Source organism: Providencia sp. PROV208, assembly GCF_028479465.1.
Taxonomy (GTDB): domain Bacteria; phylum Pseudomonadota; class Gammaproteobacteria; order Enterobacterales; family Enterobacteriaceae; genus Providencia; species Providencia alcalifaciens.
In genome coordinates this window covers 1-24,806 of sequence record NZ_JAMPNS010000032.1, presented here as the reverse complement: position 1 = coordinate 24,806, position 24,806 = coordinate 1, and the positions used below count along the sequence as shown (strand labels likewise).

The window sequence follows — 24,806 nt, the reverse complement described above, 5'->3', positions numbered from 1 at the left end:
TTCGTGAAGGTGGTCGTACTGTAGGTGCGGGTGTTGTTGCAAGAATCATTGCATAATACCGCTCTTTCTGAATAAGATAGAACCACAAAAAAAGGGCGCCTTAGGGCGTCCTTTTTGTTTTTATATATTCCTAACTTCCATTCATATTTCTTATTGTTTATTTGAATGTTGCCATCAATGATAATTGAAATGCTAATCGTTTTCATTTAAACTTACTGTATGTAATTTGTGCAGGTAAATGATCATGTATGTATGCCTTTGTGAAGCGGTCACGGATAAGCAAATCAGAAACGTGGTGCGTAAATATCAAGTCACGTCATTGAAAGGGCTACGTCAAATTTTGCCAGTAGGGCGTGAGTGCGGAAAATGTATCCGACAAACGCGAGAAATTTTACAAGAAGAGCTTTTACATCTAGAAGAGCAGTGTATAGAACACGTCGCGTAACCCTTTCAAATCATCTTCCATCATAGGATCAAATTTCATTGCACAGATTACTGTGTAAATATTATTCATATCATCAATTTCAGTACTACACTTATAGGACTGGAAGCGATGGAGGGTAAAAATGAAAGGCGATAAAAAAATGATAGCCCACTTGAATAAATTGCTGGGCAATGAGCTTGTTGCGATCAACCAATATTTTTTACATGCCAGAATGTTTAAAAATTGGGGACTAACTAAGCTCAATGAGATGGAATACCACGAATCGATTGATGAAATGAAACACGCTGATAAATATATTGAGCGTATTCTATTTCTCGAAGGGCTCCCTAACCTACAAGATTTAGGCAAGCTCAACATCGGAGAAGATGTTGAAGAAATGTTGGTATCAGATTTGAAATTAGAACTGGATGGCGCAAAGAATTTAAAAGATGCAATTAGCTATGCGGATTCAATTCATGACTATGTTAGTCGAGATCTAATGATAGAGATTCTTGCAGATGAAGAAAATCACATAGACTGGATTGAAACCCAACTTGAATTGATTAAGCGTTTAGGCATCCAAAATTATCTTCAAGCCCAAGTTATCGAAGAGTAGTTTTTTTGACAAAAATTTATTAGGCCCAATCATGGGCCTTTTTTATATCGACTAAATTTGCACATCAGAAAATTCGCACATATTTTCCCCGATTGCTTGCGTTTCACAATAAATTACGTATAATGCGCGGGCTTACTGATGAGTAAGCCCTAAATTTTAGGACTGAAATCTCAGTATTGAGTCAACGATTTGTTGCTCATTTAGACAATACTCCCGATATGGGGGTTACATCAAGAACGATTACACTCCCCTATCAATCGAAATGGGTGCGAGGAGTAATCATTTACGTTTATAAAATAGTTGGAGCTCTGGTCTCATGCAGAACCAAAGAATCCGTATCCGCCTGAAAGCTTTTGATCATCGTTTAATCGATCAATCAACTGCGGAAATCGTAGAGACTGCTAAGCGCACTGGTGCGCAAGTACGTGGTCCTATCCCGCTGCCGACACGTAAAGAGCGTTTTACCGTTCTGATTTCTCCGCACGTTAACAAAGATGCGCGTGATCAGTACGAAATTCGCACTCACAAACGTCTGGTTGACATCGTTGAGCCAACCGAGAAGACCGTTGATGCTCTGATGCGTCTGGATCTGGCTGCCGGCGTTGACGTGCAGATCAGCCTGGGTTAATCAGGTCGTCGAACGATTGAGAGGTTGAAACAATGATTGGTTTAGTCGGTAAGAAAGTAGGTATGACTCGTATCTTCACTGAAGATGGCGTTTCTATCCCTGTAACTGTTATCGAAATTGAAAATAACCGCGTTACTCAGGTTAAAACTGCAGAAACTGACGGTTACAATGCAATTCAGGTTACTACTGGTAGCAAAAAAGCTAACCGTGTAACTAAGCCTGAAGCAGGTCATTTCGCTAAAGCTGGCGTTGAAGCTGGCCGCATTCTACGTGAATTCCGTACTGAAGAAGGTGCTGAGTTTAACGTAGGTCAAAGCATTAGCGTTGAAATTTTCGCTGACGTTAAAAAAGTCGACGTTACTGGTACATCTAAAGGTAAAGGTTTTGCCGGCACAGTTAAGCGCTGGAATTTCCGTACTCAAGATGCTACTCACGGTAACTCCTTGTCTCACCGTGTTCCGGGTTCTATCGGTCAGAACCAGACTCCGGGCAAAGTGTTCAAAGGCAAGAAAATGGCAGGCCAACTGGGTAATGAACGTGTAACTGTTCAAAGCTTAGATGTAGTACGTGTTGACGCTGAGCGCAACCTGCTGCTGGTCAAAGGTGCTGTTCCAGGAGCAACTGGTAGCAACCTGATCGTAAAACCGGCTGTCAAGGCTTAACGTCGAGGAGATAGGAATGGAATTGGTAATGAAAGACGCGCAAAGCGCGCTGACTGTTTCCGAAACTACCTTCGGGCGTGATTTCAATGAAGCGCTTGTTCACCAAGTAGTTGTTGCGTATGCAGCTGGTGCTCGTCAAGGTACTCGTGCTCAGAAAACTCGTGCTGAAGTTTCTGGTTCTGGTAAAAAACCATGGCGTCAAAAAGGCACAGGCCGTGCACGTTCTGGTTCAATCAAGAGCCCAATCTGGCGCTCTGGTGGTGTTAGCTTCGCAGCTAAACCACAGGACCACAGTCAAAAAGTTAATAAGAAGATGTACCGCGGTGCTCTAAAAAGCATCCTGTCAGAATTGGTACGTCAAGATCGTCTGATCGTTGTCGAAAAGTTCTCTGTAGAAGCGCCTAAAACTAAGCTGCTGGCACAGAAACTGAAAGATATGGCTCTGCAAGATGTTCTGATCATCACTGCTGAATTAGATGAAAATCTGTTCTTAGCAGCACGTAACCTGTACAAGGTTGACGTTCGTGATGCAGCAGGTATCGATCCAGTTAGCCTGATTGCTTTCGACAAAGTGGTTATGACTGCTGATGCTGTGAAGCAAGTTGAGGAGATGCTGGCATGATCCGTGAAGAACGTCTGCTACAAGTACTGCGCGCGCCGCATGTATCTGAAAAAGCTTCTACAGCGATGGAAAAAAGCAACACCATCGTTCTCAAAGTTGCAAAAGACGCAACTAAAGCAGAAATCAAAGCTGCTGTACAGAAACTGTTTGAAGTTGAAGTTGAAGGTGTTAACACTTTGCTGGTTAAAGGCAAAACTAAACGCCACGGTCAGCGTTCTGGTCGTCGTAGTGACTGGAAAAAAGCTTACGTTACGCTGAAGGAAGGCCAGAATCTGGACTTCGTTAGCGGCGCAGAGTAAGTCGGAGGAGTAAAGAACAATGGCAGTTGTTAAATGTAAACCTACGTCTCCGGGCCGTCGCCACGTAGTTAAAGTGGTTAACCCTGAGCTGCATAAGGGTAAACCTTATGCTCCGCTGTTAGAAAAAAACAGCAAATCCGGTGGTCGTAACAACAATGGTCGTATCACTACCCGTCATATCGGTGGTGGCCATAAGCAGCATTATCGTTTAGTTGACTTTAAACGCAACAAAGACGGTATCCCTGCAGTTGTTGAACGTTTGGAATATGATCCAAACCGTTCTGCGAACATTGCACTGGTACTATATAAAGACGGTGAACGTCGTTATATTCTTGCGCCAAAAGGCCTGAAAGCTGGTGACCAGATTCAATCTGGCGTTGATTCAGCTATCAAAGCTGGTAACGCACTGCCAATGCGCAACATCCCTGTTGGTTCTACAGTTCATAACATTGAACTGAAACCAGGTAAAGGTGGTCAGTTAGCGCGTTCAGCAGGTACTTACGCTCAAATCGTTGCTCGTGATGGTGCTTATGTCACCCTGCGTCTGCGTTCTGGTGAAATGCGTAAAGTTTTAGCTGATTGCCGTGCAACCTTAGGTGAAGTTGGTAACGCTGAGCATATGTTACGTGTTCTCGGTAAAGCTGGTGCTAGTCGCTGGCGTGGTATTCGCCCTACCGTTCGCGGTACTGCGATGAACCCAGTTGACCATCCACATGGTGGTGGTGAAGGCCGTAACTTTGGTAAACACCCAGTAACACCATGGGGCGTTCAGACCAAAGGTAAGAAAACTCGTAGTAACAAGCGTACTGATCAATTCATCGTACGTCATCGTTCTAAAAAATAATTAGAGGATAAGCCATGCCACGTTCTCTCAAGAAAGGTCCTTTTATTGACCTGCACTTGCTGAAGAAGGTAGAGAAAGCGGTGGAAAGCGGAGACAAGAAGCCTCTCAAGACTTGGTCCCGTCGTTCAACGATCTTTCCTAATATGATCGGATTGACCATCGCTGTCCATAATGGTCGTCAGCATGTTCCAGTATTTGTAACCGACGAAATGGTTGGTCACAAACTGGGTGAATTCGCACCGACTCGCACTTATCGCGGCCACGCGGCAGATAAGAAAGCTAAGAAACGTTAAGGATAGGAGGAAGAGATGGAAACTTTAGCTATGCATCGCCACGCTCGTTCTTCTGCCCAGAAGGTTCGCTTAGTAGCCGACCTGATTCGCGGTAAGAAAGTGTCGCAAGCTCTGGAAATTCTGACCTACACCAACAAGAAAGCTGCTGGTTTAGTGAAGAAAGTACTGGAATCTGCTATTGCTAACGCAGAGCAAAACGATGGCGCTGACATTGATGACCTGAAAGTTGCGAAAATTTTCGTAGACGAAGGTCCAACTATGAAACGCATCATGCCGCGTGCGAAAGGCCGTGCAGATCGTATTCTTAAGCGCACCAGCCACATTACTGTGGTTGTGTCCGATCGCTGAGACTCTGGAGACTAGCAATGGGTCAGAAAGTACATCCTAATGGTATTCGCCTGGGTATTGTCAAACCTTGGAACTCTACTTGGTATGCGAATACTAATGAATTCGCTGACAACCTAGACAGCGACTTTAAAGTACGCCAGTACTTGAATAAAGAATTGGCAAAAGCGTCAATTTCACGCATCGTAATCGAGCGTCCTGCTAAAAGCATCCGTGTGACAATTCACACTGCTCGCCCAGGTATCGTTATCGGTAAGAAAGGTGAAGACGTTGAAAAACTGCGTAAAACAGTAGCGGATATCGCTGGTGTTCCTGCGCAAATCAATATCGCCGAAGTTCGTAAACCAGAACTGGACGCTAAATTAGTTGCTGACAGCATCTCTTCACAGCTGGAACGTCGTGTTATGTTCCGTCGTGCTATGAAGCGTGCAGTACAGAACGCAATGCGTCTGGGCGCTAAAGGTATCAAAGTTGAAGTCAGTGGCCGTTTAGGCGGTGCTGAAATCGCTCGTACCGAGTGGTATCGTGAAGGCCGTGTGCCACTGCACACATTACGTGCTGATATCGATTACAACACTTCAGAAGCGCACACCACTTATGGTGTTCTCGGCGTTAAGGTATGGATCTTCAAAGGTGAGATTCTGGGTGGTATGGCTGCAGTTGAACAAGCTGAGAAACCAGCTGCTCAACCTAAAAAGCAGCAGCGTAAAGGCCGCAAGTAAGGAGCGTCGCTATGTTACAACCAAAGCGTACAAAATTCCGTAAGGTGCACAAAGGCCGCAACCGTGGTCTGGCGCAAGGTACGGATGTTAGCTTCGGCACTTTCGGTCTTAAAGCTGTTGGCCGTGGTCGTCTGACTGCACGTCAGATCGAAGCGGCACGTCGTGCTATGACCCGTGCTGTTAAGCGTCAAGGTAAAATCTGGATTCGTGTATTCCCAGACAAGCCAATCACTGAAAAGCCACTCGAAGTTCGTATGGGTAAAGGTAAAGGTAACGTAGAATATTGGGTTGCCTTAATTCAGCCTGGTAAAGTCCTGTATGAAATGGACGGTGTGCCTGAAGAGCTGGCTCGTGAAGCATTCTCTCTGGCAGCAGCGAAACTGCCTATCAAAACCACCTTTGTAACTAAGACGGTGATGTAATGAAAGCACAAGAGCTGCGCGAAAAAAGCGTAGAAGAGCTGAACGCTGAACTTTTAAACCTGTTACGTGAGCAATTTAACTTACGTATGCAGGCTGCGAGTGGTCAGCTGCAACAGTCTCATCTAATGAAACAAGTGCGTCGTGATATCGCACGCGTGAAGACTTTACTGACTGAGAAGGCAGGTGCGTAATGAACGATAAAATCCGTACTCTGCAAGGTCGTGTAGTTAGTGACAAAATGGAGAAATCTATTGTTGTTGCTATCGAGCGTATGGTGAAACACCCTCTGTATGGTAAATTCATCCGTCGTACGACTAAATTGCACGTACATGACGAGAACAATGAATGTGGAATTGGTGACGTGGTAGAAATCCGCGAAACTCGTCCACTGTCTAAGACTAAGTCTTGGGCCTTAGTTCGCGTTGTAGAAAAAGCTGTTCTGTAATAGAATAGATTTTTCGTGATGAATAAACGGCTCTTTTTGATCGAGCCGTTTATTTTTTCCTGTCCAACACGAAGATGTGGTGTTATAATGCCGCGCCCTCGTAGTATGGGTATATTTGAACGGCCTCTTCATAATGAGGTGGCTCAGTAGTAGTTGACATTTAGCGGAGCACTAAAATGATCCAAGAACAGACTATGCTGAACGTGGCCGACAACTCCGGTGCACGTCGCGTAATGTGTATCAAGGTTCTAGGTGGCTCGCACCGTCGCTATGCACATGTAGGCGACATCATTAAAATTACCGTTAAAGAAGCAATTCCACGCGGTAAAGTTAAAAAGGGTGATGTCCTGAAAGCGGTAGTGGTGCGCACCAAGAAGGGTGTACGTCGCCCTGACGGTTCTGTCATTCGCTTCGATGGTAATGCTTGTGTGTTATTAAACAATAATAGCGAGCAAGTAATCGGTACGCGTATTTTTGGGCCGGTAACTCGTGAACTTCGTAATGAGAAGTTTATGAAAATTATCTCTCTGGCACCTGAAGTACTCTAAGGAGCGAACTATGGCAGCGAAAATCCGTCGTGATGACGAAGTTATCGTGCTAACTGGGAAAGACAAAGGTAAGCGCGGTAAAGTAAAGCAGGTTATTTCTTCTAGTAAAGTTATCGTTGAAGGTATCAATCTGGTTAAAAAACATCAGAAGCCAGTTCCGGCTCTGAACCAACCAGGTGGCATCGTTGAAAAAGAAGCGGCTATTCAAGTTTCTAACGTTGCAATCTTTAACGCGGCAACTGGCAAGGCTGACCGTGTAGGCTTTAGATTCGAAGACGGCAAAAAAGTCCGTTTCTTCAAATCTAACAGTGAAACTATCAAGTAATTTTTGGAGTATACGATGGCGAAACTGCATGATTACTATAAAGACGAAGTAGTTAATAAACTCATGACTGAGTTTAACTACACTTCTGTCATGCAAGTCCCTCGGGTCGAGAAGATCACCCTGAATATGGGTGTTGGTGAAGCGATCGCTGATAAAAAACTGCTGGATAATGCAGCAGCTGACTTAACAGCAATCTCTGGTCAAAAACCATTGATCACCAAAGCACGCAAATCTGTTGCAGGCTTCAAAATCCGTCAGGGCTATCCAATCGGCTGTAAAGTAACTCTGCGTGGCGAACGCATGTGGGAGTTCCTTGAGCGTCTGATTTCTATTGCTGTACCACGTATTCGTGACTTCCGTGGCTTGTCCGCTAAGTCTTTCGATGGTCGCGGTAACTACAGCATGGGTGTACGTGAACAAATCATCTTCCCTGAAATCGATTACGATAAAGTGGATCGTGTACGTGGTTTAGATATTACTATCACCACTACTGCGAAATCTGATGATGAAGGTCGCGCACTGTTAGCAGCGTTCAACTTCCCGTTCCGCAAGTAAGGCAGGTTACTCATGGCTAAGAAATCTATGAAAGCGCGTGATGTTAAGCGTGCTAAATTAGCTGAGAAATTCTTCGCAAAACGCGTAGAACTGAAAGCTATCATCTCTGATGTTAAAGCATCTGATGAAGATCGCTGGGACGCTGTTCTCAAGCTGCAAACACTGCCACGTGATTCAAGTCCTTCTCGTCAGCGTAACCGCTGCCGTCAAACTGGGCGTCCGCATGGTTTCCTGCGGAAATTTGGTCTGAGCCGTATTAAAGTCCGTGAAGCCGCTATGCGCGGTGAAATCCCGGGTCTTAAAAAGGCTAGTTGGTAATTGTCACCATATTGAATCACGGGAGTAAAGACAGATGAGCATGCAAGATCCCATCGCGGATATGCTGACCCGTATCCGTAACGGTCAGGCCGCGAATAAAGTTGCGGTCACCATGCCTTCCTCCAAGCTGAAAGTGGCGATTGCCAAAGTGCTGAAGGAAGAAGGTTATATTGAAGATTTTAAAATTGAAGGCGACATCAAGCCAGAATTGGAACTGACTTTACGTTATTTCCAAGGTAAGGCTGTCGTAGAAAGTATCCAGCGTGTAAGCCGCCCAAGTCTGCGCATCTATAAGAAAAAAGATGAGCTGCCACAAGTTATGGCTGGCTTAGGTATCGCTGTTGTTTCTACCTCTAAAGGTGTCATGACTGATCGTGCAGCTCGCCAAGCTGGTCTTGGTGGCGAGATTCTCTGCTACGTAGCTTAATTCGGGAGGAAAGAATGTCTCGTGTGGCAAAAGCACCCGTCGTCATTCCTGCCGGCGTAGAGGTAAAACTCAACGGTCAGGTTATTTCGATCAAGGGTAAAAACGGCGAGCTTACTCGTACTATCCATAATGCAGTTGAAGTTAAACATGAAGATGGCCACTTAACTTTCGCTCCACGCGAAGGTTTTGCAGATGCATGGGCACAAGCGGGTACTTCTCGCTCTCTGCTGAATGCTATGGTTATCGGTGTTACCGAAGGCTTCACTAAAAAACTTCAACTGGTCGGTGTTGGTTACCGTGCAGCAATCAAAGGCAATGCAGTAAGCTTGTCTTTAGGTTTCTCGCATCCGGTTGAACACGCACTGCCAGCAGGCATTACTGCTGAATGCCCAACACAAACTGAAATCGTACTGAAAGGTGCGGATAAGCAAGTGATTGGTCAAGTTGCAGCAGAACTGCGTGCTTACCGTCGTCCTGAGCCTTATAAAGGTAAAGGTGTTCGTTACGCCGATGAAATCGTGCGTACCAAAGAGGCTAAGAAGAAGTAAGGTAACACTATGGATAAGAAAGCAGCTCGTATCCGTCGTGCGACCCGCGCACGCCGTAAGATCCAAGAATTGGGTGCGACTCGCCTGGTGGTACATCGTACTCCACGCCATATTTATGCGCAGGTTATCGCACCAAACGGTTCTGAAACATTGGTTGCCGCTTCTACTACAGAAAAAGCTATCAATGAACAAGTTAAGTTTACTGGAAACAAAGACGCAGCAGCAGCAGTTGGTAAATTAGTTGCTGAACGCGCACTGGAAAAAGGCATCACTGTTGTTGCTTTTGACCGTTCTGGTTTCCAATATCATGGTAGAGTCCAGGCACTGGCAGATGCTGCCCGTGAAGCTGGCCTTCAGTTCTAAGGTAGAGGTGTAAGATGTCTCACATCGAAAAACAAGCTGGCGAACTGCAGGAAAAGCTGATCGCGGTAAACCGCGTAGCTAAAACCGTTAAAGGTGGCCGTATTTTCAGCTTTACCGCACTGACTGTAGTTGGTGATGGTAACGGTCGCGTTGGTTTTGGTTACGGCAAAGCGCGCGAAGTTCCGGCAGCAATCCAGAAAGCGATGGAAAAAGCCCGTCGCAGTATGAAAACCGTTGCTCTAAACAACGGCACATTATTCCACCCAGTGAAAGGTACACACACCGGTTCTCGCGTGTTTATGCAACCTGCTCACGAAGGTACCGGTATTATTGCCGGTGGTGCAATGCGTGCTGTTTTAGAGGTAGCTGGAGTTCGCAACGTACTGGCTAAAACCTATGGTTCCACAAACCCAATCAACGTGGTTCGTGCAACACTGGATGCTTTAGACAGCATGAAGTCTCCAGAAATGGTCGCAGCTAAGCGTGGAAAATCCGTCGAAGAAATTCTGGGGTAATCAGCCATGGCTAAGACTATTAAAATTACACAAGTTCGCAGTTCAATCGGTCGTCTGCCGAAACATAAGGCAACACTGGTCGGTTTAGGTCTGCGTCGCATTGGTCATACAGTAGAGCGCGAGGATACTCCTGCTGTTCGTGGTATGATCAACTTGGTTTCCTACATGGTTAAAGTTGAGGAGTAAGAGATGCGTTTAAATACTCTGTCTCCGGCTGAAGGTGCCAAGCACGCGCCTAAACGCGTAGGTCGTGGTATCGGTTCTGGTCTGGGTAAAACCGGCGGCCGTGGTCACAAAGGTCAGAAGTCTCGTTCTGGCGGTGGCGTACGTCGTGGTTTCGAAGGTGGCCAGATGCCTTTATACCGTCGTTTACCGAAATTCGGTTTCACTTCACGTAAAGCAATGATTACTGCGGAAATCCGTCTGTCTGATTTTGCTTCTGTTGAAGGCGATGTTATTGATCTGAACGCACTGAAAGCCGCGAACGTTATTGACATCCAGATTGAATACGCAAAAGTTATTTTATCTGGCGAAGTGAATCGTGCAGTTACTGTACGTGGCCTTCGTGTTACTAAAGGTGCTCGCGCTGCAATCGAAGCTGCCGGCGGTAAAATTGAGGAATAAGTGACAGATGGCTAAACAACCAGGATTAGATTTCCAAAGTGCCAAAGGTGGAGCTGGCGAACTAAAACGCAGACTGTTGTTTGTAATTGGGGCGCTAATTGTTTTCCGAATTGGTTCTTTTATTCCAATCCCTGGTATTGATGCCACTGTGCTTGCCAAATTGCTCGAGCAGCAACAAGGCACCATCATTGAAATGTTTAACATGTTCTCTGGTGGTGCTCTTAGCCGTGCTTCTATCTTTGCTCTGGGTATCATGCCGTATATTTCGGCATCGATCATTGTCCAGTTATTATCAGTGGTTAATCCACGATTAGCAGAGATTAAGAAGGAAGGAGAAGCAGGTCGTCGGAAGATAAGCCAATATACTCGCTGGGGTACTCTGGTATTAGCAATATTCCAATCTATTGGTATTGCAATGGGTCTACCGAATATGCCAGGGATGCAAGGATTAGTTCTTGATCCGGGTCTCCCATTCTACTTCACGGCAGTTGTTAGCTTAGTCACAGGGACTATGTTCCTTATGTGGTTAGGTGAGCAGATAACTGAAAGAGGTATCGGTAACGGTATTTCTATCATTATCTTCGCTGGTATTGTTGCGGGTCTACCGCCGGCTATTGGCCATACCATCGAGCAAGCTCGGCAAGGCGATCTGCACTTCCTCCTGTTGCTGTTGGTTGCGGTATTAGTATTCGCGGTAACTTTCTTTGTTGTATTTATGGAACGTGGTCAACGTCGTATCGTCGTAAACTACGCTAAACGTCAACAAGGACGCCGTGTCTACGCTGCACAAAGTACACATTTACCGTTAAAAGTGAATATGGCGGGTGTAATTCCTGCAATTTTTGCTTCCAGTATCATACTATTCCCGGGTACAATAGCGTCTTGGTTTGGTGATGGAACTGGTTGGGACTGGTTGACTACAGTATCTATGTACTTACAGCCGGGACAACCGTTATATGTGTTGCTTTATGCCTCTGCGATCATCTTCTTCTGTTTCTTTTATACTGCGTTGGTTTTCAACCCAAGAGAAACAGCAGATAACCTGAAGAAGTCCGGTGCATTTGTACCAGGAATTCGTCCGGGAGAGCAAACGGCCAAGTACATCGATAAGGTAATGACACGATTAACATTAGTCGGTGCTCTTTATATTACCTTTATCTGCCTAATCCCGGAGTTCATGCGTGACGCAATGAAAGTACCTTTTTACTTTGGTGGTACTTCCCTCTTAATCGTGGTTGTCGTTATCATGGACTTTATGGCTCAAGTGCAAACTCTGATGATGTCAAGTCAGTATGAGTCTGCATTGAAGAAAGCAAATCTAAAAGGTAAATAATCACGCGAGTGGTTATGGTTTGCTTAGAAGTTACGGAGAGTAAAAATGAAAGTTCGTGCTTCCGTCAAGAAATTATGCCGTAACTGCAAAATTATCCGTCGCAATGGTAGCGTTCGTGTGATTTGCAGTGTTGAGCCAAGACATAAACAACGTCAAGGCTAAGAAAAAGCATTTTTTTCTTGCAAAGTTGGGTTGAGCTGGCTAAATTAGCCAGCCAATCTTTTTATCTAAGATACATTATTGTTTGAGTATCCTGAAAACGGGCTTTTCAGCACAGTAATGTATATTTTAACTTAGGAGTGCATAGTGGCCCGTATAGCAGGCATTAACATTCCTGATCATAAACATACCGTAATCGCTTTAACATCGATTTTCGGCATCGGCAAAACTCGTTCACAGGCTATCTGTGAAGCAACTGGTATTGCTGAAAATGTTAAGATCAGTGAGCTGTCTGAAGAACAAATCGACAAGCTGCGTGACGAAGTTGCTAAATACGTTGTAGAAGGTGACTTACGTCGTGAAATTACCCTGAGCATCAAGCGTCTGATGGACCTTGGATGTTACCGTGGTTTACGTCATCGTCGTGGTCTTCCTGTGCGCGGACAGCGTACTAAGACTAACGCTCGTACCCGTAAGGGTCCGCGTAAGCCGATCAAGAAATAAGTCGGGGTATTGAATAATGGCAAAAGCACCAATTCGTGCACGTAAGCGTGTAAGAAAACAAGTCTCAGACGGTGTGGCTCATATCCATGCTTCTTTCAACAACACAATCGTTACAATTACTGACCGTCAGGGTAACGCATTAGGTTGGGCAACTGCCGGTGGTTCCGGTTTCCGTGGTTCTCGTAAATCTACTCCGTTCGCAGCTCAGGTTGCAGCAGAGCGTTGCGCAGAATCTGTGAAAGAATACGGAATCAAAAACCTGGAAGTTATGGTTAAGGGACCGGGTCCGGGTCGCGAATCAACAATTCGTGCTCTGAACGCCGCTGGTTTCCGCATCACTAATATTACTGATGTGACTCCTATCCCTCATAACGGTTGTCGCCCACCGAAAAAACGTCGCGTTTAATACGTTTCGTTTTTTTTAGGACTGTTGGAGAAAGAAAATGGCTAGATATTTGGGTCCTAAGCTCAAGCTGAGCCGTCGCGAAGGAACAGACCTCTTCCTGAAGTCTGGTGTTCGCGCGATTGACACCAAGTGTAAATTAGAACAGGCACCTGGCCAGCACGGTGCGCGTAAACCGCGTCTGTCTGACTACGGTGTTCAGTTACGTGAAAAACAAAAAGTTCGTCGTATTTACGGTGTTCTGGAACGTCAATTCCGTAACTATTACAAAGAAGCAACTCGCCTGAAAGGCAACACAGGTGAAAACCTGCTGACCCTGCTAGAAGGTCGTTTAGATAACGTCGTTTACCGTATGGGCTTTGGCGCAACTCGCGCAGAAGCACGTCAAATGGTTAGCCACAAAGCTATCATGGTAAATGGTCGTGTAGTTAATATCGCTTCTTATCAGGTTTCCCCGAATGACGTTATCAGCGTTCGTGAGAAAGCTAAAAAACAGTCTCGTATCAAGGCTGCTTTAGAGCTGGCTGAACAGCGTGAGAAGCCAACTTGGCTGGAAGTTGATGCTGCTAAAATGGAAGGTGTGTTCAAACGTATTCCTGAACGTACTGACTTGTCTGCGGACATTAACGAACACCTGATCGTCGAGCTTTACTCTAAGTAAAGCTTAGCACCAAAGAGAGGACACAATGCAGGGTTCTGTGACAGAGTTTCTAAAACCGCGCCTGGTAGATATCGAGCAAGTGAGTTCGACGCACGCTAAGGTGACCCTTGAGCCTTTAGAGCGCGGCTTTGGCCACACTCTAGGTAACGCACTGCGCCGTATTCTGCTTTCGTCTATGCCGGGTTGTGCGGTGACAGAGGTTGAGATTGATGGTGTACTGCATGAGTACAGCACCAAAGAAGGTGTACAGGAAGATATCCTGGAGATTCTCCTCAACCTGAAAGGGCTGGCGGTAAAAGTTCAGGGGAAAGATGAAGTTATTTTAACCTTGAATAAATCTGGCATTGGCCCTGTGACTGCAGCCGACATCATCCATGATGGTGATGTCGAAATCGTCAAGCCACAGCATGTTATCTGCCACCTCACTGACGAAAGCGCGTCTATAAATATGCGTATTAAAGTCCAGCGTGGTCGTGGTTATGTGCCGGCTTCTGCCCGAGTTCATTCGGAAGAAGATGAGCGCCCAATCGGTCGTCTGTTAGTCGATGCTTGCTATAGCCCTGTAGAGCGTATTGCCTACAATGTTGAAGCAGCTCGTGTTGAGCAGCGTACTGACTTGGATAAGTTAGTAATTGAAATGGAAACTAACGGTACAATCGATCCTGAAGAGGCGATTCGCCGTGCAGCTACCATTCTGGCTGAACAGCTTGAAGCTTTTGTTGATTTACGTGATGTACGTCAACCAGAAGTTAAAGAAGAGAAACCAGAATTCGATCCTATCTTACTGCGCCCAGTTGACGATCTGGAATTGACTGTCCGCTCTGCTAACTGCCTCAAAGCAGAAGCTATCCACTACATCGGTGACCTGGTACAGCGTACAGAAGTTGAGTTGCTCAAAACGCCTAACCTTGGTAAGAAATCTCTTACTGAAATTAAGGACGTATTGGCATCTCGTGGTCTTTCTCTGGGCATGCGCTTAGAAAATTGGCCACCAGCAAGTATTGCTGATGATTAGGATCACAGGTTAAGGTTTTACTGAGAAGGATAAGGTCATGCGCCATCGTAAGAGTGGTCGTCAATTGAACCGCAACAGCAGCCACCGCCAAGCTATGTTCCGTAACATGGCAGGTTCTTTAGTTCGTCATGAAATCATCAAGACGACTCTGCCTAAAGCGAAAGAACTGCGTCGCGTCGTTGAGCCGCTGATTACTCTTGCCAAGACCGACAGCGTAGCTAATCGTCGTCTGGCATTCGCACGTACTCGTGATAACGAGATCGTTGCAAAACTGTTTAATGAACTGGGACCTCGTTTCGCAGCTCGCGCAGGTGGTTACACTCGTATTCTTAAGTGTGGCTTCCGCGCAGGTGACAACGCTCCGATGGCTTACATCGAGCTTGTTGACCGTGCTGCTGAGTCTCAAGAAGCAGCTGCAGAGTAATCTGTAATTGCTTTCAAGAAAACCGGGTGTATTGCCCGGTTTTTTTGTACCTGCTATTCTACCCCCTCCAAATTAATTCTTTTCTATTCTTGAATTTTTTGTTTTCTATCCAAACTTATAGGTACAGATGAATGAGCATGTATAAGATTGGTCAAATAGCTAAACTTGCAGATGTGACTCCCGATACAATCCGTTTTTATGAAAAGCAGGGGCTGATGGGACACAAAACGAGAACGGAGGGCGGCTATCGGTTGTTCACGGAGCAAGATCTACAGCGCTTACGGTTTATTCGTTACGCGAAGAAGTTAGGATTTACTCTTGAAGCAATTACGGAGTTATTATCGATCCGTGTTGATCCTGAACATCACACCTGCCAAGAATCTAAGAATATTGTCGATATCAGACTTATTGAAGTAGAAAAGAAGATCCAAGAGCTAATCATTATGCGAGATTCTTTAAAAACATTGAGTTCAGCGTGTTGTGGTGATGAGCATGCATCGACATACTGCTCTATTATGGAAATCTTGGAGAAAGGTGCATCAAAGATTTATTAATTAAAAATCAACTATGAAGGTAAATTATGAATAAATATCAGCATAAGCGCGGTGAAATTAAAGATAATGCCATTGAGGCACTATTACATGATCCACTATTTCGTCAGCGAGTTGAAAAGAATAAAAAAGGGAAAGGAAGTTATACAAGGAAGGGTAAAAATAGTAAGGCGGGTAACTGGGAGGCCAGTGGTAATTGGTTAATTAACTTATTACCACTGGCCTTTTAGTTATTTCTTATTTTGTTCTTTTAGTAAATCACGGATCTCTGATAGTAAAACTTCTTCTGTTGATGGCGCTGCAGGTTCTGCTGGTGCTGCTTCTTCTTTTTCACGGCGTACTTTATTCATTACTTTTATTGCCATAAAAATAGCAAATGCAACAATAACAAAATCAAAAATAGTTTGTATAAACATCCCATAATTCATGACAACCGCAGGAATGTCTCCCTGGGCTTCCCGAAGTACAAGACTAAATTGCTTGAAATCTACACCACCAATAATTAGACCGAGTGGGGGCATGATCACATCGGCAACTAATGAAGAAACAATCTTACCAAATGCGGCACCAATAATAATACCGACTGCCATATCTACCACGTTGCCTTTCATGGCGAATTCGCGGAACTCTTTTAAAAAACTCATGGATGACCCCTTCCCTTAATTTATTAACTAGATAACTAAACATGTATATGCACATATCAAAATTATAGTATCTAGAATTATTAACCTGCAAATTTTTACTATTTATTTTAGATAATTATAAAAAGAACGGACTAGGTTGGAATAATTTTTCCACATCCGGAACATATTTTTTATCTGTAATAAACATAATGACATGGTCACCTTGCTCGATAATATTGTAATCGCTAGCAATAATGACCTCTTCCTCTCTGACTATCGCACCAATGATTGTTCCTGGCGGAAGTTTAATTTCTGAGATTTTTTTACCAACAACTTTTGAAGTATTTTCATCTCCATGAGCGATCGCCTCAATAGCTTCAGCAACACCTCGGCGTAATGATGAAACACTGACAATATCTGCTTTTCTTACATGTCCAAGTAATGCTGAGATTGTTGCTTGTTGTGGAGAGACTGCAATATCGATGACACCACCTTGAACTAATTCAACATAAGCGGATCGCTGAATTAATACCATGGCTTTTTTGGCACCCATTTTTTTTGCCAGCATCGCCGACATTATGTTTGCTTCGTCATCATTAGTGAGAGCAATGAATACATCCATTTGTTCGATATGCTCTTCAGTCAATAGCTCTTGGTCAGAGGCATCACCATAAAAAACAATCGTGTCATGGAGTAACTCTGCTAACTCAGTTGCTCTCTCTTGATTGCGTTCAATGAGTTTAACGCTATAGTCTTTTTCAAGGCGTTTGGCCAAGCCGGCGCCTACATTACCACCACCAACGATCATTAAACGTTTGTATGGTTTTTCTAATCGTTGGAGCTCACTCATCACAGCTCGAATATGTTGGGTTGAGGCAACGAAAAAGACTTCATCGCCAGCTTCAATAATTGTGGAACCTTGAGGGCGAATCGGTCTGTCTTGACGAAATATAGCGACAACACGGGTATCAATGTGTGGCATATGCTCACGTAAGCTAGATAAAGCATTACCTACTAGTGAACCGCCATAATAGGCTTTTACGGCAACGATGCTGACTTTGCCTTCAGCAAAATTGACGACTTGTAGAGCTCCTGGATACTGTATGAGCTTGTAGATATATTCAATAACTAGCTGTTCTGGCGAAATGAGGTAATCAATGGGAATTTGTTCGGCTAAAAAAAGCTTGTCAGCCTCTCGGATATACTCAGTTGCGCGAATACGTGCAATTTTATTTGGCGTATTAAAGAGGCTATAGGCAATTTGGCAGGCAACCATGTTGGTTTCATCTGAGTTAGTCACAGCAACTAACATATCAGCATCTTCTGCACCTGCATCTCGCAGAACTCGTGGGTGAGAGCCATGACCATTCACTACACGAAGATCGAATTGATCTTGCAGCTGACGCAAGCGATCGGCATTGGTATCAACAACGGTAATATCGTTATTTTCATCTACTAAATTTTCAGCGAGAGTACCGCCTACTTGCCCTGCACCTAGAATAATGATCTTCATAGCATCTTCCTATTTCAGAGTCTCTATTGAATACTATTGTGCTTGTTTGAGTAAGCGGGCATAAAAGAAACCATCGCCTCCAGTGGCGCTTGGTAATATTTGCAATCCTAATTCAGTGCCATCATTTATGCGAGCATCTACATGTTTGGAAAGAAAATGTTTAATCTGCTGGCTATTTTCTTCAGGCATGATGGAGCACGTGGCATAAACGAGCGTACCGCCAGGTTTTAAATAAGACCACACAGCTTCTAATATTTGAGCCTGTAATTGAGATAGCTCCTGAATATCTGAATCGCGTCTTAGCCATTTAATATCGGGATGACGTCTAATAACTCCCGTTGCTGAACAAGGCGCATCAAGCAAGATACGATCAAATAGCTGATCTTTCGCCCATTCTTCAGGCTTCGTGCCATCCCCTTGAATAACAGTAGCGTGTTGTTTCAATCTTTGCAGATTTTCTTTCACTCGCTTGAGTCGTGCATCATCAATATCTACAGCAAGTACATGGGCTTTTGGTGCAAGTTCTAAGATATGCGTTGTTTTTCCGCCTGGAGCTGCACATAAATCAAGAATATTTTCGCCATTGATAGGTGATAAAAGCTCAGCGCAGCCTTGTGCCGAAACATCTTGAACCGTTGACCAACCATCCTCAAAACCGGGTAGACGTGTCACTGATGTGGCTTCTTCTAAGCGAATTGCACTTGGATGCGACGGGTGTAAATATGCAGTAATGTCTGCTTGTTCGAGTAATGCTAAGTATTGCTCAGCGGTGTGGTGTTGAGAATTGATTCTTAACCACATTGGTGGACGTTGATTATTAGCATCAACAATATTTTGCCATGTCTCAGGGTAGGCGGTTTGAATTCGCTTTAATAGCCAGCTTGGATGTAAATATTGGCTATTATTATTTGTATTTCGCTCTTCTAGCTGGACTTGTTGACGTAAAAAGGATCGCAATACTCCATTAATGAGGCCTTTTAATTGAGGGCGCTTTAATGCAACTGCACCATCAACGGTTTCTGCTAAAGCCGCATGTGCAGGGATACGTGTATAGAGTAATTGATAGATCCCGACCATGATGAGGTAATGCAATGTTCTTTGCTTACCGGTTAAAGGTTTTTCCATAAGCTGGCTGATAAACCATTCTAGCTTTGGTAAATAACGTAAAACACCGAAGCAAATCTCTTGAAGTAGTGCTTTATCTTTATCATTAATATTACGTTGTAAGTCAGGTAAAACGGTACTTAATGATTGTCCGTTATCTAAAACCTGACTAATGGCGGTCGCTGCGATACTACGCAAATTATATTTGTTTTTCATAATGAAAATGAGTCTATTAGTTACTTAAATAGCATTACCTGCTTTATCATTTACAAATAATGCTACTAATATATTAGTCTAGTAATTGTTGTGGAGTGAACCATTCTCGGCGGGAGTTAAGGATATCTTGCGCACTCATCGCTTTTTTACCTGGGGGCTGTAGCTGGGTAATATTTAATATCCCATTTCCAGTTGCAACGCTGATACCTTTTTTGTCGGCACTGATGATCATGCCAGGGCGTTGATTATGTCCTTGGGCAATAACTTCCGCCTGCCATACTTTAATTAGCTGCTCTTGAACGATAAAATAACTCATTGGCCAAGGGTTAAAAGCACGAATGCAACGTTCAATCTGCACTGCTGATTGCTGCCAATCAATTCGCGCTTCATCTTTGGATAGTTTTTCAGCGTAATTAGCGAGTGAATCATCTTGTTTTTCTGGTGAGCATTGACCAGAAGAAAGTAAATCAACCGTGTGAATAAGTGCCTTGGGACCAGTAATTGCCAATTTATCATACAAGGTGGCGCTAGTATCTTCACTCGTAATTGGGCAAGTCGCTTTATACAGCATGTCCCCAGTATCAAGACCTGCATCCATCTGCATTATGGTGACACCCGTTTCTTGGTCACCGGCCCAAATTGATCTCTGAATTGGTGCAGCTCCTCGCCAACGAGGTAGTAATGAGCCATGGACATTTAAGCAACCCAATCGGGGGATATCTAGGACAGCTTGCGGCAGGATTAACCCGTAAGCTACAACAATCATCAGATCTGCATTTTGGTTTTTGATCCATTGCTGATTGTCTGGTTCACGTAAGGTCGTAGGCTGAAAAACCGGTATTCCATGTTCTTCGGCAAGAATTTTCACAGGGCTAGGCGTTAGCTTTTTGCCTCTTCCTGCGGGTTTATCGTGACGAGTTAATACGCCAACAACTTGATGTTTGGTTTCTAATAATGCAGCTAAATGTTTAGCTGCGAAATCAGGCGTACCTGCAAAAATAATTCTTAATGGTTCTGACACGATCTATTCCCAAGTATATTTATAAAATCAAATTAATGATTTTTAGCTTCTTTAGCTCTGAGTCGATCTAATTTTTCTACTTTCTGACGAATACGTTGGCGCTTTAAAGGAGATAAATAGTCAACAAACAGTTTTCCAACTAAGTGATCCATTTCATGTTGAATACAAATAGCGAGTAGACCATCAGCTTCAAGCTCAAATGCGTCGCCATTGTAGTTAAGAGCGCGAACTTTCACTTTTTCTGCTCTTGGCACAAATCCATGCTGCTCAGGGACAGAAAGACAACCTTCTTCTATACCTGTTTCACCTTCTTTATTAAGAAGCTCTGGATTGATGAGTACAAGTCGTTCATTACGTGACTCAGAAACGTCAATAACAATGATGCGCTGGTGGATATCCACTTGCGTTGCAGCGAGACCAATGCCTTCCTCGTCATACATCGTATCGAACATATCATCAATAATACGTTGTATAGATGCATCAACTTTTTCAACTGGTTTTGCAACGGTGCGAAGGCGCTCGTCTGGATAATGTAACACGTTTAAGACTGACATAAATTTTTCGAGTAGTTTCCAAAATTTGAAAGGTTATTACTGCCTATTCTAGACATTTATCGGTCATATTGACAGTATTGGTTATGATTTGTTCATTTCCGAATGTGTCAACTTATCAGTCAGGAAGACAATATGAATGAGCTGGAAATATGGTTAAGGCTTTTACAAGTAAATCGAATCAGTATAAAAACAATACAAACGACAATATCCCTTTTAAAACAATCGAATAAAATAAATCATACGGTTTTAAAAGCGTGTGGGCTGAATGAAATTCAACGACTGCAATTCTTAAATGTCTCTTTAACGCGAATTGAACGTACGTTTAGATGGCTTGAAAGCAAAGAAAATCAAATAATTACATTTTTAGATGAGCAATACCCTTTTTTATTAAAGCAGATTTATAATCCACCCTTGGCACTTTTTATCTCAGGAAACAGTGAGTTATTATCGGAACGGCAGCTAGCCGTTATAGGAAGCCGCCAAGTAACTGAATATGGTAAGAAATGGGCAGAATTATTTGTTAGAAAATTTATCGACCATGGCTTGACGATTACCAGTGGTTTAGCATTAGGAATTGATGGTATTGGTCACCGAGTCGCACTAGAAAATCAAGGGAAAACAGTCGCGGTACTAGGGAGTGGGTTAGCACATATTTATCCGAAGCAACACGCGGATTTAGCTGAGCGAATTAGGCATGAAGGTGTATTGGTTTCGGAATATTTTCCTGATACACCACCATTACCAAAGCAGTTTCCTAGGCGAAATCGCATTATTAGCGGGCTAAGTAAAGCTGTTGTAGTGATAGAAGCTGGAATGAAAAGTGGTTCGCTGATTACAGCGCGATATGCAATTGAGCAAAATAGAGAGGTATTTACGCTACCAGCTCCGTTAGGTAACCCGGCATTCAGCGGAAATCATTGGTTAATACAGCAAGGTGCATGTCTACTCACAGAACCGGATGACATATTAATGCATTTGGAATGCTCGTTGAATTGGATACAGCCAGAGTTTGAGGTAGATGCGTCTACGGCAACAGAGTTAAACCTGACAGAAAGTCGAATTTTAGGTATGGTGGGATATCAATCAACCCCTGTGGATATTATTGCAGCTCAATTACAGTTACCTATTACGCAAATCATTTCGGTGTTAACTGAATTGGAAATTAACGGGGTAATCTCATCAGCTGCTGGTGGATATATAAAAGTAAGCTAGTTGTTGAATATATAGAGTGGATTAAACAAAAACATGTCGAAGCAATTGCCTTTTGATACAGATAAAAACGAGTATTGTCCTGAATGTAACTCGTTACTTGTTATTCGTAACGGAGTTCATGGACCTTTCCTTGCTTGCTCTGGATATCCGCAATGTCATTATATTAAGCCATTGCGACCAACAGCTGAGACTTATATTGTTAAAATATTAGAAGGTCAAAGTTGTCCTAAATGTGGGCATGACTTGGTATTAAAGCAAGGGCGCTTTGGAATGTTTATCGGATGTACTTATTATCCTGAATGCGAACATACAGAGCTTATCGATAAGCCAGATGAAACGAAGATCCCTTGTCCACAATGTCAAACAGGAAATCTGTTGCAAAGAAAATCCCGCTTCGGTAAAACTTTCTATGCATGTGATAACTATCCTAACTGTCAGTTTATTCTCAATAATAAGCCTGTCATAGGGAGATGCCTATCTTGTGATTATCCATTACTTATGGAAAAAAGGGTCTCACAGGGAGTAAGATTGTTTTGTGCCAGCAAACGCTGCGGTAAGTTACAAGAAGAATAATGAGTTAAAACTATGCAAAATCAATCTACACCTGCAATTAAAAATATTATTAAAGCATTGAAACAACAACATGTTATCGCATATCCAACAGAGGCTGTTTTTGGTTTAGGTTGTGATCCGGATAGTGAAATCGCGGTAAATCAATTACTCGCCTTGAAACAGCGCCCTTGGGAAAAAGGGTTAATTTTGATTGCCGATAATTATGAACAACTCAAAAATTACGTTGATGATAGCCAGCTGAATGAACAGCAACGTCAAGCGATGTTTGCCACTTGGCCTGGTCCCGTCACTTGGGTTATCCCCGCAAAGAAAACGACACCAAAATGGTTAACAGGTCAATTTGATACTTTAGCTGTTCGAGTCACAAATCACGAGCTAGTCAAAGCGCTTTGTAGTCAATACGGCAAACCTATTGTGTCAACAAGTGCAAATTTGAGCGGCTTAGAGCCTTGCAGAACAACGGAAGAAGTGATTGCGCAGTTTAAAGATACTGTCCCTGTTCTTGATGGTAATGTCGGTGGAAGATTAAATCCATCAGAAATTCGAGATGCCATGACAGGGCAACTCTATCGTAAAGGATAATGATTAATGGGAATGTTTGCGGTTTTTGGTAATCCAATTCAACACAGTAAATCACCGTTAATACATCAGATGTTTGCGAAGCAGACGGGGATTGAACTTGAATACCAGAAAATACTTGCTCCTGTCGAGGATTTCGAAATGCACTTGACCGACTTCTTTGAAAAGGGAGGGGAGGGAGCAAACATTACATTACCCTTTAAAGAAAGAGCTTTTAAATTCGTTTCAGAGTTAACTGATAGAGCACAAATCTGTGGTGCGGTGAATACGATCAGAAAACTCGATAATCATCGCTTACTGGGTGACAATACTGATGGTGTAGGGTTATTACTGGATTTACAGCGCCTTGGGTTCGTATCGCCTTCATGCAAAATTTTGATCATTGGTGCTGGTGGAGCAACCCGAGGGGCTTTATTGCCTCTACTTGAATATGGCTGTGATATTACACTGACTAACCGAACGTTTGAGAAAGCAGAATCTTTAGCGCATCAGTTTTCTTCACTTGGAAAGATTCAAAGTAAGCCTATGGAGCAGGTCATTTCAGCAGAGTTTGATCTAATCATTAATGGTACTTCTTCTGGTGTGACTGGAGATATCCCTAAAATTAGCCATAATCTATTTTCTGCTCAGGTAGCATGTTATGACATGTTTTATCAGAGAGGCTTAACACCATTTCTTTTATTTGCTAAGCAAAATCAAGTGACTAAATTAGCTGATGGACTAGGAATGCTCGTTGGGCAAGCGGCATTCGCATTTAAACTTTGGCATGGAATCACTCCCGATATAGACCCAGTATTAAAAGCCTTACAGAAGGAGCTTGAATCATGAATCAGGCGATCCAATTTCCAGACAGGGAAGAATGGGATTCAACGATCAATAAAGTACGCTTTCCAGTTTTAGTTAACGGGTTGCTTGCCGAGTGTGTTATTTCACAAGCTTTGCTTAATCAGCGTTATGGCCAAGATGAAAAGCCTTTAGCACTTTTTCAACATAATCGTTGGGATATAGAAGAAGAGTTCGAGACCTTGATTGAGCAAGGTCTCGATCATGAGAATGGTTTTTATGAATTGCTGGATGATAAATAATTATTTTTCCATTCAACATAGTTATTGGCTGAGTAGCGTAAGTGGCTCAGCTCAGCCTCAGTAAGTTTCCTAATCGCTTTAGCTGGGCTTCCCATGTATAAATAGCCAGATTCCAACCGTTTTCCTTGTGTCACAAGACTATTAGCCCCAACCACAACATCATCTTCAATAACTGCACCATCGATCACAACTGATCCCATGCCTACAAGAACACGGTTGCCGATGGTACATCCATGCAGCATTACTTTATGCCCAACAGTGACATCTTCGCCAATGATTAATGGATTACCATCTGGGTTATTGGTAGATTTATGAGTGACATGCAGAACTGATCCATCTTGAATATTTGTCCGTGCACCTATAGATATATAATTCACATCACCTCGCAGTACCGACAGTGGCCAGATACTTACATCTTCTGCTAATCGAACATCACCAATGACAACAGAAGAGGGATCAATAAAAACATTTGAAGCAACAGAGGGAAAGGTATCTAAATAAGGTCTTAAGAATGAGTTCATATTCGTAGCCATAAAACGTAAATGGATATAAAGGTAACTATAGATAGGTTCTTAATTAAAAATCAAATAATTAAGAGAAGATAATAATAAGCAGATTATACGGTAAAAATAGGTGCTTTTATCACCATAATGATAATAAAAAAAGCATAATGTCGAAATTATCTGCAAACGATATTTTTTTTAAAAAAAAAGGTTGTGTAATTTTTCGAG

At 43.3% G+C, this 24,806-nt stretch carries 44 protein-coding genes; 37 read left to right on the top strand and 7 right to left on the bottom strand.

Translation table 11 applies throughout. From position 1 onward, the window contains the following. A partial coding sequence (locus PR766_RS18110) for a hypothetical protein (RefSeq protein WP_272518488.1) occupies positions 1-206 on the bottom strand: 206 nt, incomplete at its 3' end. Positions 207-244: 38 nt separating this feature from the next. Between PR766_RS18110 and bfd the strand changes: the two genes are divergently transcribed. The 32 genes from bfd (at position 245) to PR766_RS17950 (ending at position 15,825) form a co-directional block, all read left to right on the top strand. Next, positions 245-445 (top strand): bacterioferritin-associated ferredoxin, encoded by a 201-nt coding sequence (gene bfd, locus PR766_RS18105; RefSeq protein ID WP_006657011.1) that lies wholly within the window; start codon positions 245-247, stop codon positions 443-445. A 121-nt stretch (positions 446-566) separates the two neighbouring features. Next, positions 567-1,040, top strand: coding sequence for a bacterioferritin (bfr, locus tag PR766_RS18100; RefSeq protein WP_006657012.1), 474 nt, complete (start codon positions 567-569; stop codon positions 1,038-1,040). Between the two features lie 316 nt (positions 1,041-1,356). Then, on the top strand, positions 1,357-1,668 hold the full coding sequence (rpsJ, locus tag PR766_RS18095) for a 30S ribosomal protein S10 (RefSeq protein WP_001181005.1): 312 nt from the start codon (positions 1,357-1,359) through the stop codon (positions 1,666-1,668). 32 nt (positions 1,669-1,700) lie between these two features. Next, positions 1,701-2,330 carry a 50S ribosomal protein L3 gene (rplC, locus tag PR766_RS18090; RefSeq protein ID WP_006657013.1) on the top strand — a complete coding sequence of 210 codons (630 nt, stop codon included), beginning with the start codon at positions 1,701-1,703 and terminating at the stop codon, positions 2,328-2,330. Between the two features lie 16 nt (positions 2,331-2,346). Continuing rightward, positions 2,347-2,952: a 50S ribosomal protein L4 gene (rplD, locus tag PR766_RS18085; RefSeq protein WP_006657014.1), complete on the top strand. Its 606-nt coding sequence runs from the start codon at positions 2,347-2,349 to the stop codon at positions 2,950-2,952. Then, positions 2,949-3,251: a 50S ribosomal protein L23 gene (gene rplW, locus PR766_RS18080; RefSeq protein ID WP_006657015.1), complete on the top strand. Its 303-nt coding sequence runs from the start codon at positions 2,949-2,951 to the stop codon at positions 3,249-3,251. The genes rplD and rplW overlap by 4 nt, the downstream gene beginning before the upstream one ends. A 19-nt stretch (positions 3,252-3,270) precedes the next feature. Further along, complete coding sequence (gene rplB, locus PR766_RS18075) at positions 3,271-4,095, top strand: 50S ribosomal protein L2 (protein ID WP_006657016.1); 825 nt, start codon at positions 3,271-3,273, stop codon at positions 4,093-4,095. Positions 4,096-4,109: 14 nt separating this feature from the next. Continuing rightward, the gene (gene rpsS / locus PR766_RS18070; protein ID WP_004265426.1) at positions 4,110-4,388 is read left to right on the top strand and encodes a 30S ribosomal protein S19; all 279 of its coding nucleotides are present in this window, start codon (positions 4,110-4,112) and stop codon (positions 4,386-4,388) included. Between the two features lie 15 nt (positions 4,389-4,403). Then, positions 4,404-4,736 (top strand): 50S ribosomal protein L22, encoded by a 333-nt coding sequence (gene rplV, locus PR766_RS18065; RefSeq protein WP_004265430.1) that lies wholly within the window; start codon positions 4,404-4,406, stop codon positions 4,734-4,736. A 17-nt stretch (positions 4,737-4,753) separates the two neighbouring features. After that, complete coding sequence (gene rpsC, locus PR766_RS18060; RefSeq protein WP_004907131.1) at positions 4,754-5,455, top strand: 30S ribosomal protein S3; 702 nt, start codon at positions 4,754-4,756, stop codon at positions 5,453-5,455. An 11-nt stretch (positions 5,456-5,466) separates the two neighbouring features. Then, on the top strand, positions 5,467-5,877 hold the full coding sequence (rplP, locus tag PR766_RS18055; protein WP_004926449.1) for a 50S ribosomal protein L16: 411 nt from the start codon (positions 5,467-5,469) through the stop codon (positions 5,875-5,877). Further along, on the top strand, positions 5,877-6,068 hold the full coding sequence (gene rpmC, locus PR766_RS18050) for a 50S ribosomal protein L29 (protein WP_006657017.1): 192 nt from the start codon (positions 5,877-5,879) through the stop codon (positions 6,066-6,068). The genes rplP and rpmC overlap by 1 nt, the downstream gene beginning before the upstream one ends. Then, the gene (rpsQ, locus tag PR766_RS18045; protein ID WP_006657018.1) at positions 6,068-6,322 is read left to right on the top strand and encodes a 30S ribosomal protein S17; all 255 of its coding nucleotides are present in this window, start codon (positions 6,068-6,070) and stop codon (positions 6,320-6,322) included. Before rpmC ends, rpsQ begins: the two co-directional genes overlap by 1 nt. 176 nt (positions 6,323-6,498) lie before the next feature. Next, a complete protein-coding gene (gene rplN / locus PR766_RS18040) occupies positions 6,499-6,870 on the top strand; it encodes a 50S ribosomal protein L14 (RefSeq protein ID WP_004265449.1) in 372 nt (123 codons plus the stop codon). Positions 6,871-6,880: 10 nt separating this feature from the next. Next, positions 6,881-7,195: a 50S ribosomal protein L24 gene (rplX, locus tag PR766_RS18035; RefSeq protein WP_004265452.1), complete on the top strand. Its 315-nt coding sequence runs from the start codon at positions 6,881-6,883 to the stop codon at positions 7,193-7,195. A gap of 15 nt (positions 7,196-7,210) precedes the next feature. Next, entirely contained in the window at positions 7,211-7,750 is a 540-nt protein-coding gene (gene rplE, locus PR766_RS18030) for a 50S ribosomal protein L5 (protein ID WP_006657019.1), read from the top strand. A 12-nt stretch (positions 7,751-7,762) separates the two neighbouring features. Further along, a complete protein-coding gene (gene rpsN / locus PR766_RS18025; protein ID WP_004265458.1) occupies positions 7,763-8,068 on the top strand; it encodes a 30S ribosomal protein S14 in 306 nt (101 codons plus the stop codon). Positions 8,069-8,102: 34 nt separating this feature from the next. Then, positions 8,103-8,495, top strand: coding sequence for a 30S ribosomal protein S8 (gene rpsH / locus PR766_RS18020; RefSeq protein WP_004907134.1), 393 nt, complete (start codon positions 8,103-8,105; stop codon positions 8,493-8,495). Positions 8,496-8,509: 14 nt separating this feature from the next. Next, the gene (gene rplF, locus PR766_RS18015; protein ID WP_006657020.1) at positions 8,510-9,043 is read left to right on the top strand and encodes a 50S ribosomal protein L6; all 534 of its coding nucleotides are present in this window, start codon (positions 8,510-8,512) and stop codon (positions 9,041-9,043) included. Between the two features lie 9 nt (positions 9,044-9,052). Beyond that, positions 9,053-9,406, top strand: a complete 354-nt coding sequence (rplR, locus tag PR766_RS18010) for a 50S ribosomal protein L18 (protein ID WP_006657021.1) — start codon at positions 9,053-9,055, stop codon at positions 9,404-9,406. Positions 9,407-9,420: 14 nt separating this feature from the next. Next, on the top strand, positions 9,421-9,921 hold the full coding sequence (gene rpsE / locus PR766_RS18005) for a 30S ribosomal protein S5 (RefSeq protein WP_006657022.1): 501 nt from the start codon (positions 9,421-9,423) through the stop codon (positions 9,919-9,921). 6 nt (positions 9,922-9,927) lie between these two features. Continuing rightward, the gene (rpmD, locus tag PR766_RS18000; RefSeq protein ID WP_006657023.1) at positions 9,928-10,107 is read left to right on the top strand and encodes a 50S ribosomal protein L30; all 180 of its coding nucleotides are present in this window, start codon (positions 9,928-9,930) and stop codon (positions 10,105-10,107) included. Between the two features lie 3 nt (positions 10,108-10,110). Then, a complete protein-coding gene (rplO, locus tag PR766_RS17995; protein ID WP_006657024.1) occupies positions 10,111-10,545 on the top strand; it encodes a 50S ribosomal protein L15 in 435 nt (144 codons plus the stop codon). Between the two features lie 7 nt (positions 10,546-10,552). Next, the gene (gene secY, locus PR766_RS17990; protein ID WP_006657025.1) at positions 10,553-11,878 is read left to right on the top strand and encodes a preprotein translocase subunit SecY; all 1,326 of its coding nucleotides are present in this window, start codon (positions 10,553-10,555) and stop codon (positions 11,876-11,878) included. 45 nt (positions 11,879-11,923) lie between these two features. Beyond that, complete coding sequence (gene rpmJ, locus PR766_RS17985; protein ID WP_004265484.1) at positions 11,924-12,040, top strand: 50S ribosomal protein L36; 117 nt, start codon at positions 11,924-11,926, stop codon at positions 12,038-12,040. 144 nt (positions 12,041-12,184) lie between these two features. Further along, a complete protein-coding gene (rpsM, locus tag PR766_RS17980) occupies positions 12,185-12,541 on the top strand; it encodes a 30S ribosomal protein S13 (protein WP_004907144.1) in 357 nt (118 codons plus the stop codon). A 16-nt stretch (positions 12,542-12,557) separates the two neighbouring features. Continuing rightward, positions 12,558-12,947 carry a 30S ribosomal protein S11 gene (gene rpsK / locus PR766_RS17975; protein ID WP_006657026.1) on the top strand — a complete coding sequence of 130 codons (390 nt, stop codon included), beginning with the start codon at positions 12,558-12,560 and terminating at the stop codon, positions 12,945-12,947. A 37-nt stretch (positions 12,948-12,984) separates the two neighbouring features. Next, positions 12,985-13,605 (top strand): 30S ribosomal protein S4, encoded by a 621-nt coding sequence (rpsD, locus tag PR766_RS17970; protein WP_004265487.1) that lies wholly within the window; start codon positions 12,985-12,987, stop codon positions 13,603-13,605. Positions 13,606-13,630: 25 nt separating this feature from the next. After that, entirely contained in the window at positions 13,631-14,620 is a 990-nt protein-coding gene (locus tag PR766_RS17965; protein ID WP_004907150.1) for a DNA-directed RNA polymerase subunit alpha, read from the top strand. Positions 14,621-14,657: 37 nt separating this feature from the next. Next, positions 14,658-15,044 carry a 50S ribosomal protein L17 gene (gene rplQ / locus PR766_RS17960; protein ID WP_006663525.1) on the top strand — a complete coding sequence of 129 codons (387 nt, stop codon included), beginning with the start codon at positions 14,658-14,660 and terminating at the stop codon, positions 15,042-15,044. A gap of 137 nt (positions 15,045-15,181) precedes the next feature. Then, positions 15,182-15,598 carry a Zn(2+)-responsive transcriptional regulator gene (zntR, locus tag PR766_RS17955; protein ID WP_006663526.1) on the top strand — a complete coding sequence of 139 codons (417 nt, stop codon included), beginning with the start codon at positions 15,182-15,184 and terminating at the stop codon, positions 15,596-15,598. Positions 15,599-15,624: 26 nt separating this feature from the next. Continuing rightward, positions 15,625-15,825 carry an alternative ribosome-rescue factor A gene (locus tag PR766_RS17950; RefSeq protein WP_036963168.1) on the top strand — a complete coding sequence of 67 codons (201 nt, stop codon included), beginning with the start codon at positions 15,625-15,627 and terminating at the stop codon, positions 15,823-15,825. On the opposite strand, the gene mscL is transcribed toward PR766_RS17950, so the two are convergent. The 5 genes from mscL to def all read right to left on the bottom strand — a co-directional run bounded on the left by mscL (position 15,826) and on the right by def (position 20,626). Continuing rightward, positions 15,826-16,239 carry a large-conductance mechanosensitive channel protein MscL gene (mscL, locus tag PR766_RS17945; protein WP_006657030.1) on the bottom strand — a complete coding sequence of 138 codons (414 nt, stop codon included), beginning with the start codon at positions 16,237-16,239 and terminating at the stop codon, positions 15,826-15,828. A gap of 115 nt (positions 16,240-16,354) precedes the next feature. After that, positions 16,355-17,731 (bottom strand): Trk system potassium transporter TrkA, encoded by a 1,377-nt coding sequence (trkA, locus tag PR766_RS17940; RefSeq protein WP_006657031.1) that lies wholly within the window; start codon positions 17,729-17,731, stop codon positions 16,355-16,357. A 33-nt stretch (positions 17,732-17,764) separates the two neighbouring features. Then, a complete protein-coding gene (gene rsmB / locus PR766_RS17935; protein WP_154636054.1) occupies positions 17,765-19,051 on the bottom strand; it encodes a 16S rRNA (cytosine(967)-C(5))-methyltransferase RsmB in 1,287 nt (428 codons plus the stop codon). A 73-nt stretch (positions 19,052-19,124) separates the two neighbouring features. Further along, a complete protein-coding gene (gene fmt, locus PR766_RS17930; RefSeq protein ID WP_036979594.1) occupies positions 19,125-20,072 on the bottom strand; it encodes a methionyl-tRNA formyltransferase in 948 nt (315 codons plus the stop codon). A 32-nt stretch (positions 20,073-20,104) separates the two neighbouring features. Then, complete coding sequence (def, locus tag PR766_RS17925; RefSeq protein WP_006657034.1) at positions 20,105-20,626, bottom strand: peptide deformylase; 522 nt, start codon at positions 20,624-20,626, stop codon at positions 20,105-20,107. Between the two features lie 132 nt (positions 20,627-20,758). Between def and dprA the strand changes: the two genes are divergently transcribed. Genes dprA through PR766_RS17900 form a run of 5 tightly spaced genes read left to right on the top strand, consistent with a single transcriptional unit; the run spans position 20,759 to position 24,075 of the window. Beyond that, positions 20,759-21,838 (top strand): DNA-processing protein DprA, encoded by a 1,080-nt coding sequence (gene dprA / locus PR766_RS17920; RefSeq protein WP_154636053.1) that lies wholly within the window; start codon positions 20,759-20,761, stop codon positions 21,836-21,838. Between the two features lie 33 nt (positions 21,839-21,871). Then, positions 21,872-22,411 carry a DNA topoisomerase family protein gene (locus PR766_RS17915; protein ID WP_154636052.1) on the top strand — a complete coding sequence of 180 codons (540 nt, stop codon included), beginning with the start codon at positions 21,872-21,874 and terminating at the stop codon, positions 22,409-22,411. A gap of 12 nt (positions 22,412-22,423) precedes the next feature. Further along, complete coding sequence (tsaC, locus tag PR766_RS17910; protein WP_036974519.1) at positions 22,424-22,993, top strand: L-threonylcarbamoyladenylate synthase type 1 TsaC; 570 nt, start codon at positions 22,424-22,426, stop codon at positions 22,991-22,993. Between the two features lie 6 nt (positions 22,994-22,999). Then, entirely contained in the window at positions 23,000-23,818 is an 819-nt protein-coding gene (gene aroE / locus PR766_RS17905; RefSeq protein WP_036963161.1) for a shikimate dehydrogenase, read from the top strand. Beyond that, entirely contained in the window at positions 23,815-24,075 is a 261-nt protein-coding gene (locus PR766_RS17900) for a DUF1488 domain-containing protein (protein ID WP_006657039.1), read from the top strand. The genes aroE and PR766_RS17900 overlap by 4 nt, the downstream gene beginning before the upstream one ends. Here the strand turns inward: PR766_RS17900 and PR766_RS17895 are convergent. Further along, the gene (locus PR766_RS17895; RefSeq protein WP_006663533.1) at positions 24,051-24,596 is read right to left on the bottom strand and encodes a gamma carbonic anhydrase family protein; all 546 of its coding nucleotides are present in this window, start codon (positions 24,594-24,596) and stop codon (positions 24,051-24,053) included. The genes PR766_RS17900 and PR766_RS17895 overlap by 25 nt on opposite strands. Positions 24,597-24,806: the final 210 nt, after the last annotated feature.

What these genes read in the sequence shown, in the direction of transcription:
- bfd (WP_006657011.1), top strand. Translation starts at nt 245, where the DNA reads ATGTATGTATGCCTTTGTGAAGCGGTCACGGATAAGCAAATCAGAAAC.
- bfr (WP_006657012.1), top strand. Translation starts at nt 567, where the DNA reads ATGAAAGGCGATAAAAAAATGATAGCCCACTTGAATAAATTGCTGGGC.
- rpsJ (WP_001181005.1), top strand. Translation starts at nt 1,357, where the DNA reads ATGCAGAACCAAAGAATCCGTATCCGCCTGAAAGCTTTTGATCATCGT.
- rplC (WP_006657013.1), top strand. Translation starts at nt 1,701, where the DNA reads ATGATTGGTTTAGTCGGTAAGAAAGTAGGTATGACTCGTATCTTCACT.
- rplD (WP_006657014.1), top strand. Translation starts at nt 2,347, where the DNA reads ATGGAATTGGTAATGAAAGACGCGCAAAGCGCGCTGACTGTTTCCGAA.
- rplW (WP_006657015.1), top strand. Translation starts at nt 2,949, where the DNA reads ATGATCCGTGAAGAACGTCTGCTACAAGTACTGCGCGCGCCGCATGTA.
- rplB (WP_006657016.1), top strand. Translation starts at nt 3,271, where the DNA reads ATGGCAGTTGTTAAATGTAAACCTACGTCTCCGGGCCGTCGCCACGTA.
- rpsS (WP_004265426.1), top strand. Translation starts at nt 4,110, where the DNA reads ATGCCACGTTCTCTCAAGAAAGGTCCTTTTATTGACCTGCACTTGCTG.
- rplV (WP_004265430.1), top strand. Translation starts at nt 4,404, where the DNA reads ATGGAAACTTTAGCTATGCATCGCCACGCTCGTTCTTCTGCCCAGAAG.
- rpsC (WP_004907131.1), top strand. Translation starts at nt 4,754, where the DNA reads ATGGGTCAGAAAGTACATCCTAATGGTATTCGCCTGGGTATTGTCAAA.
- rplP (WP_004926449.1), top strand. Translation starts at nt 5,467, where the DNA reads ATGTTACAACCAAAGCGTACAAAATTCCGTAAGGTGCACAAAGGCCGC.
- rpmC (WP_006657017.1), top strand. Translation starts at nt 5,877, where the DNA reads ATGAAAGCACAAGAGCTGCGCGAAAAAAGCGTAGAAGAGCTGAACGCT.
- rpsQ (WP_006657018.1), top strand. Translation starts at nt 6,068, where the DNA reads ATGAACGATAAAATCCGTACTCTGCAAGGTCGTGTAGTTAGTGACAAA.
- rplN (WP_004265449.1), top strand. Translation starts at nt 6,499, where the DNA reads ATGATCCAAGAACAGACTATGCTGAACGTGGCCGACAACTCCGGTGCA.
- rplX (WP_004265452.1), top strand. Translation starts at nt 6,881, where the DNA reads ATGGCAGCGAAAATCCGTCGTGATGACGAAGTTATCGTGCTAACTGGG.
- rplE (WP_006657019.1), top strand. Translation starts at nt 7,211, where the DNA reads ATGGCGAAACTGCATGATTACTATAAAGACGAAGTAGTTAATAAACTC.
- rpsN (WP_004265458.1), top strand. Translation starts at nt 7,763, where the DNA reads ATGGCTAAGAAATCTATGAAAGCGCGTGATGTTAAGCGTGCTAAATTA.
- rpsH (WP_004907134.1), top strand. Translation starts at nt 8,103, where the DNA reads ATGAGCATGCAAGATCCCATCGCGGATATGCTGACCCGTATCCGTAAC.
- rplF (WP_006657020.1), top strand. Translation starts at nt 8,510, where the DNA reads ATGTCTCGTGTGGCAAAAGCACCCGTCGTCATTCCTGCCGGCGTAGAG.
- rplR (WP_006657021.1), top strand. Translation starts at nt 9,053, where the DNA reads ATGGATAAGAAAGCAGCTCGTATCCGTCGTGCGACCCGCGCACGCCGT.
- rpsE (WP_006657022.1), top strand. Translation starts at nt 9,421, where the DNA reads ATGTCTCACATCGAAAAACAAGCTGGCGAACTGCAGGAAAAGCTGATC.
- rpmD (WP_006657023.1), top strand. Translation starts at nt 9,928, where the DNA reads ATGGCTAAGACTATTAAAATTACACAAGTTCGCAGTTCAATCGGTCGT.
- rplO (WP_006657024.1), top strand. Translation starts at nt 10,111, where the DNA reads ATGCGTTTAAATACTCTGTCTCCGGCTGAAGGTGCCAAGCACGCGCCT.
- secY (WP_006657025.1), top strand. Translation starts at nt 10,553, where the DNA reads ATGGCTAAACAACCAGGATTAGATTTCCAAAGTGCCAAAGGTGGAGCT.
- rpmJ (WP_004265484.1), top strand. Translation starts at nt 11,924, where the DNA reads ATGAAAGTTCGTGCTTCCGTCAAGAAATTATGCCGTAACTGCAAAATT.
- rpsK (WP_006657026.1), top strand. Translation starts at nt 12,558, where the DNA reads ATGGCAAAAGCACCAATTCGTGCACGTAAGCGTGTAAGAAAACAAGTC.
- rpsD (WP_004265487.1), top strand. Translation starts at nt 12,985, where the DNA reads ATGGCTAGATATTTGGGTCCTAAGCTCAAGCTGAGCCGTCGCGAAGGA.
- PR766_RS17965 (WP_004907150.1), top strand. Translation starts at nt 13,631, where the DNA reads ATGCAGGGTTCTGTGACAGAGTTTCTAAAACCGCGCCTGGTAGATATC.
- rplQ (WP_006663525.1), top strand. Translation starts at nt 14,658, where the DNA reads ATGCGCCATCGTAAGAGTGGTCGTCAATTGAACCGCAACAGCAGCCAC.
- zntR (WP_006663526.1), top strand. Translation starts at nt 15,182, where the DNA reads ATGTATAAGATTGGTCAAATAGCTAAACTTGCAGATGTGACTCCCGAT.
- PR766_RS17950 (WP_036963168.1), top strand. Translation starts at nt 15,625, where the DNA reads ATGAATAAATATCAGCATAAGCGCGGTGAAATTAAAGATAATGCCATT.
- mscL (WP_006657030.1), bottom strand. Translation starts at nt 16,239, where the DNA reads ATGAGTTTTTTAAAAGAGTTCCGCGAATTCGCCATGAAAGGCAACGTG.
- trkA (WP_006657031.1), bottom strand. Translation starts at nt 17,731, where the DNA reads ATGAAGATCATTATTCTAGGTGCAGGGCAAGTAGGCGGTACTCTCGCT.
- rsmB (WP_154636054.1), bottom strand. Translation starts at nt 19,051, where the DNA reads ATGAAAAACAAATATAATTTGCGTAGTATCGCAGCGACCGCCATTAGT.
- def (WP_006657034.1), bottom strand. Translation starts at nt 20,626, where the DNA reads ATGTCAGTCTTAAACGTGTTACATTATCCAGACGAGCGCCTTCGCACC.
- dprA (WP_154636053.1), top strand. Translation starts at nt 20,759, where the DNA reads ATGAATGAGCTGGAAATATGGTTAAGGCTTTTACAAGTAAATCGAATC.
- PR766_RS17915 (WP_154636052.1), top strand. Translation starts at nt 21,872, where the DNA reads ATGTCGAAGCAATTGCCTTTTGATACAGATAAAAACGAGTATTGTCCT.
- tsaC (WP_036974519.1), top strand. Translation starts at nt 22,424, where the DNA reads ATGCAAAATCAATCTACACCTGCAATTAAAAATATTATTAAAGCATTG.
- aroE (WP_036963161.1), top strand. Translation starts at nt 23,000, where the DNA reads ATGGGAATGTTTGCGGTTTTTGGTAATCCAATTCAACACAGTAAATCA.
- PR766_RS17900 (WP_006657039.1), top strand. Translation starts at nt 23,815, where the DNA reads ATGAATCAGGCGATCCAATTTCCAGACAGGGAAGAATGGGATTCAACG.
- PR766_RS17895 (WP_006663533.1), bottom strand. Translation starts at nt 24,596, where the DNA reads ATGAACTCATTCTTAAGACCTTATTTAGATACCTTTCCCTCTGTTGCT.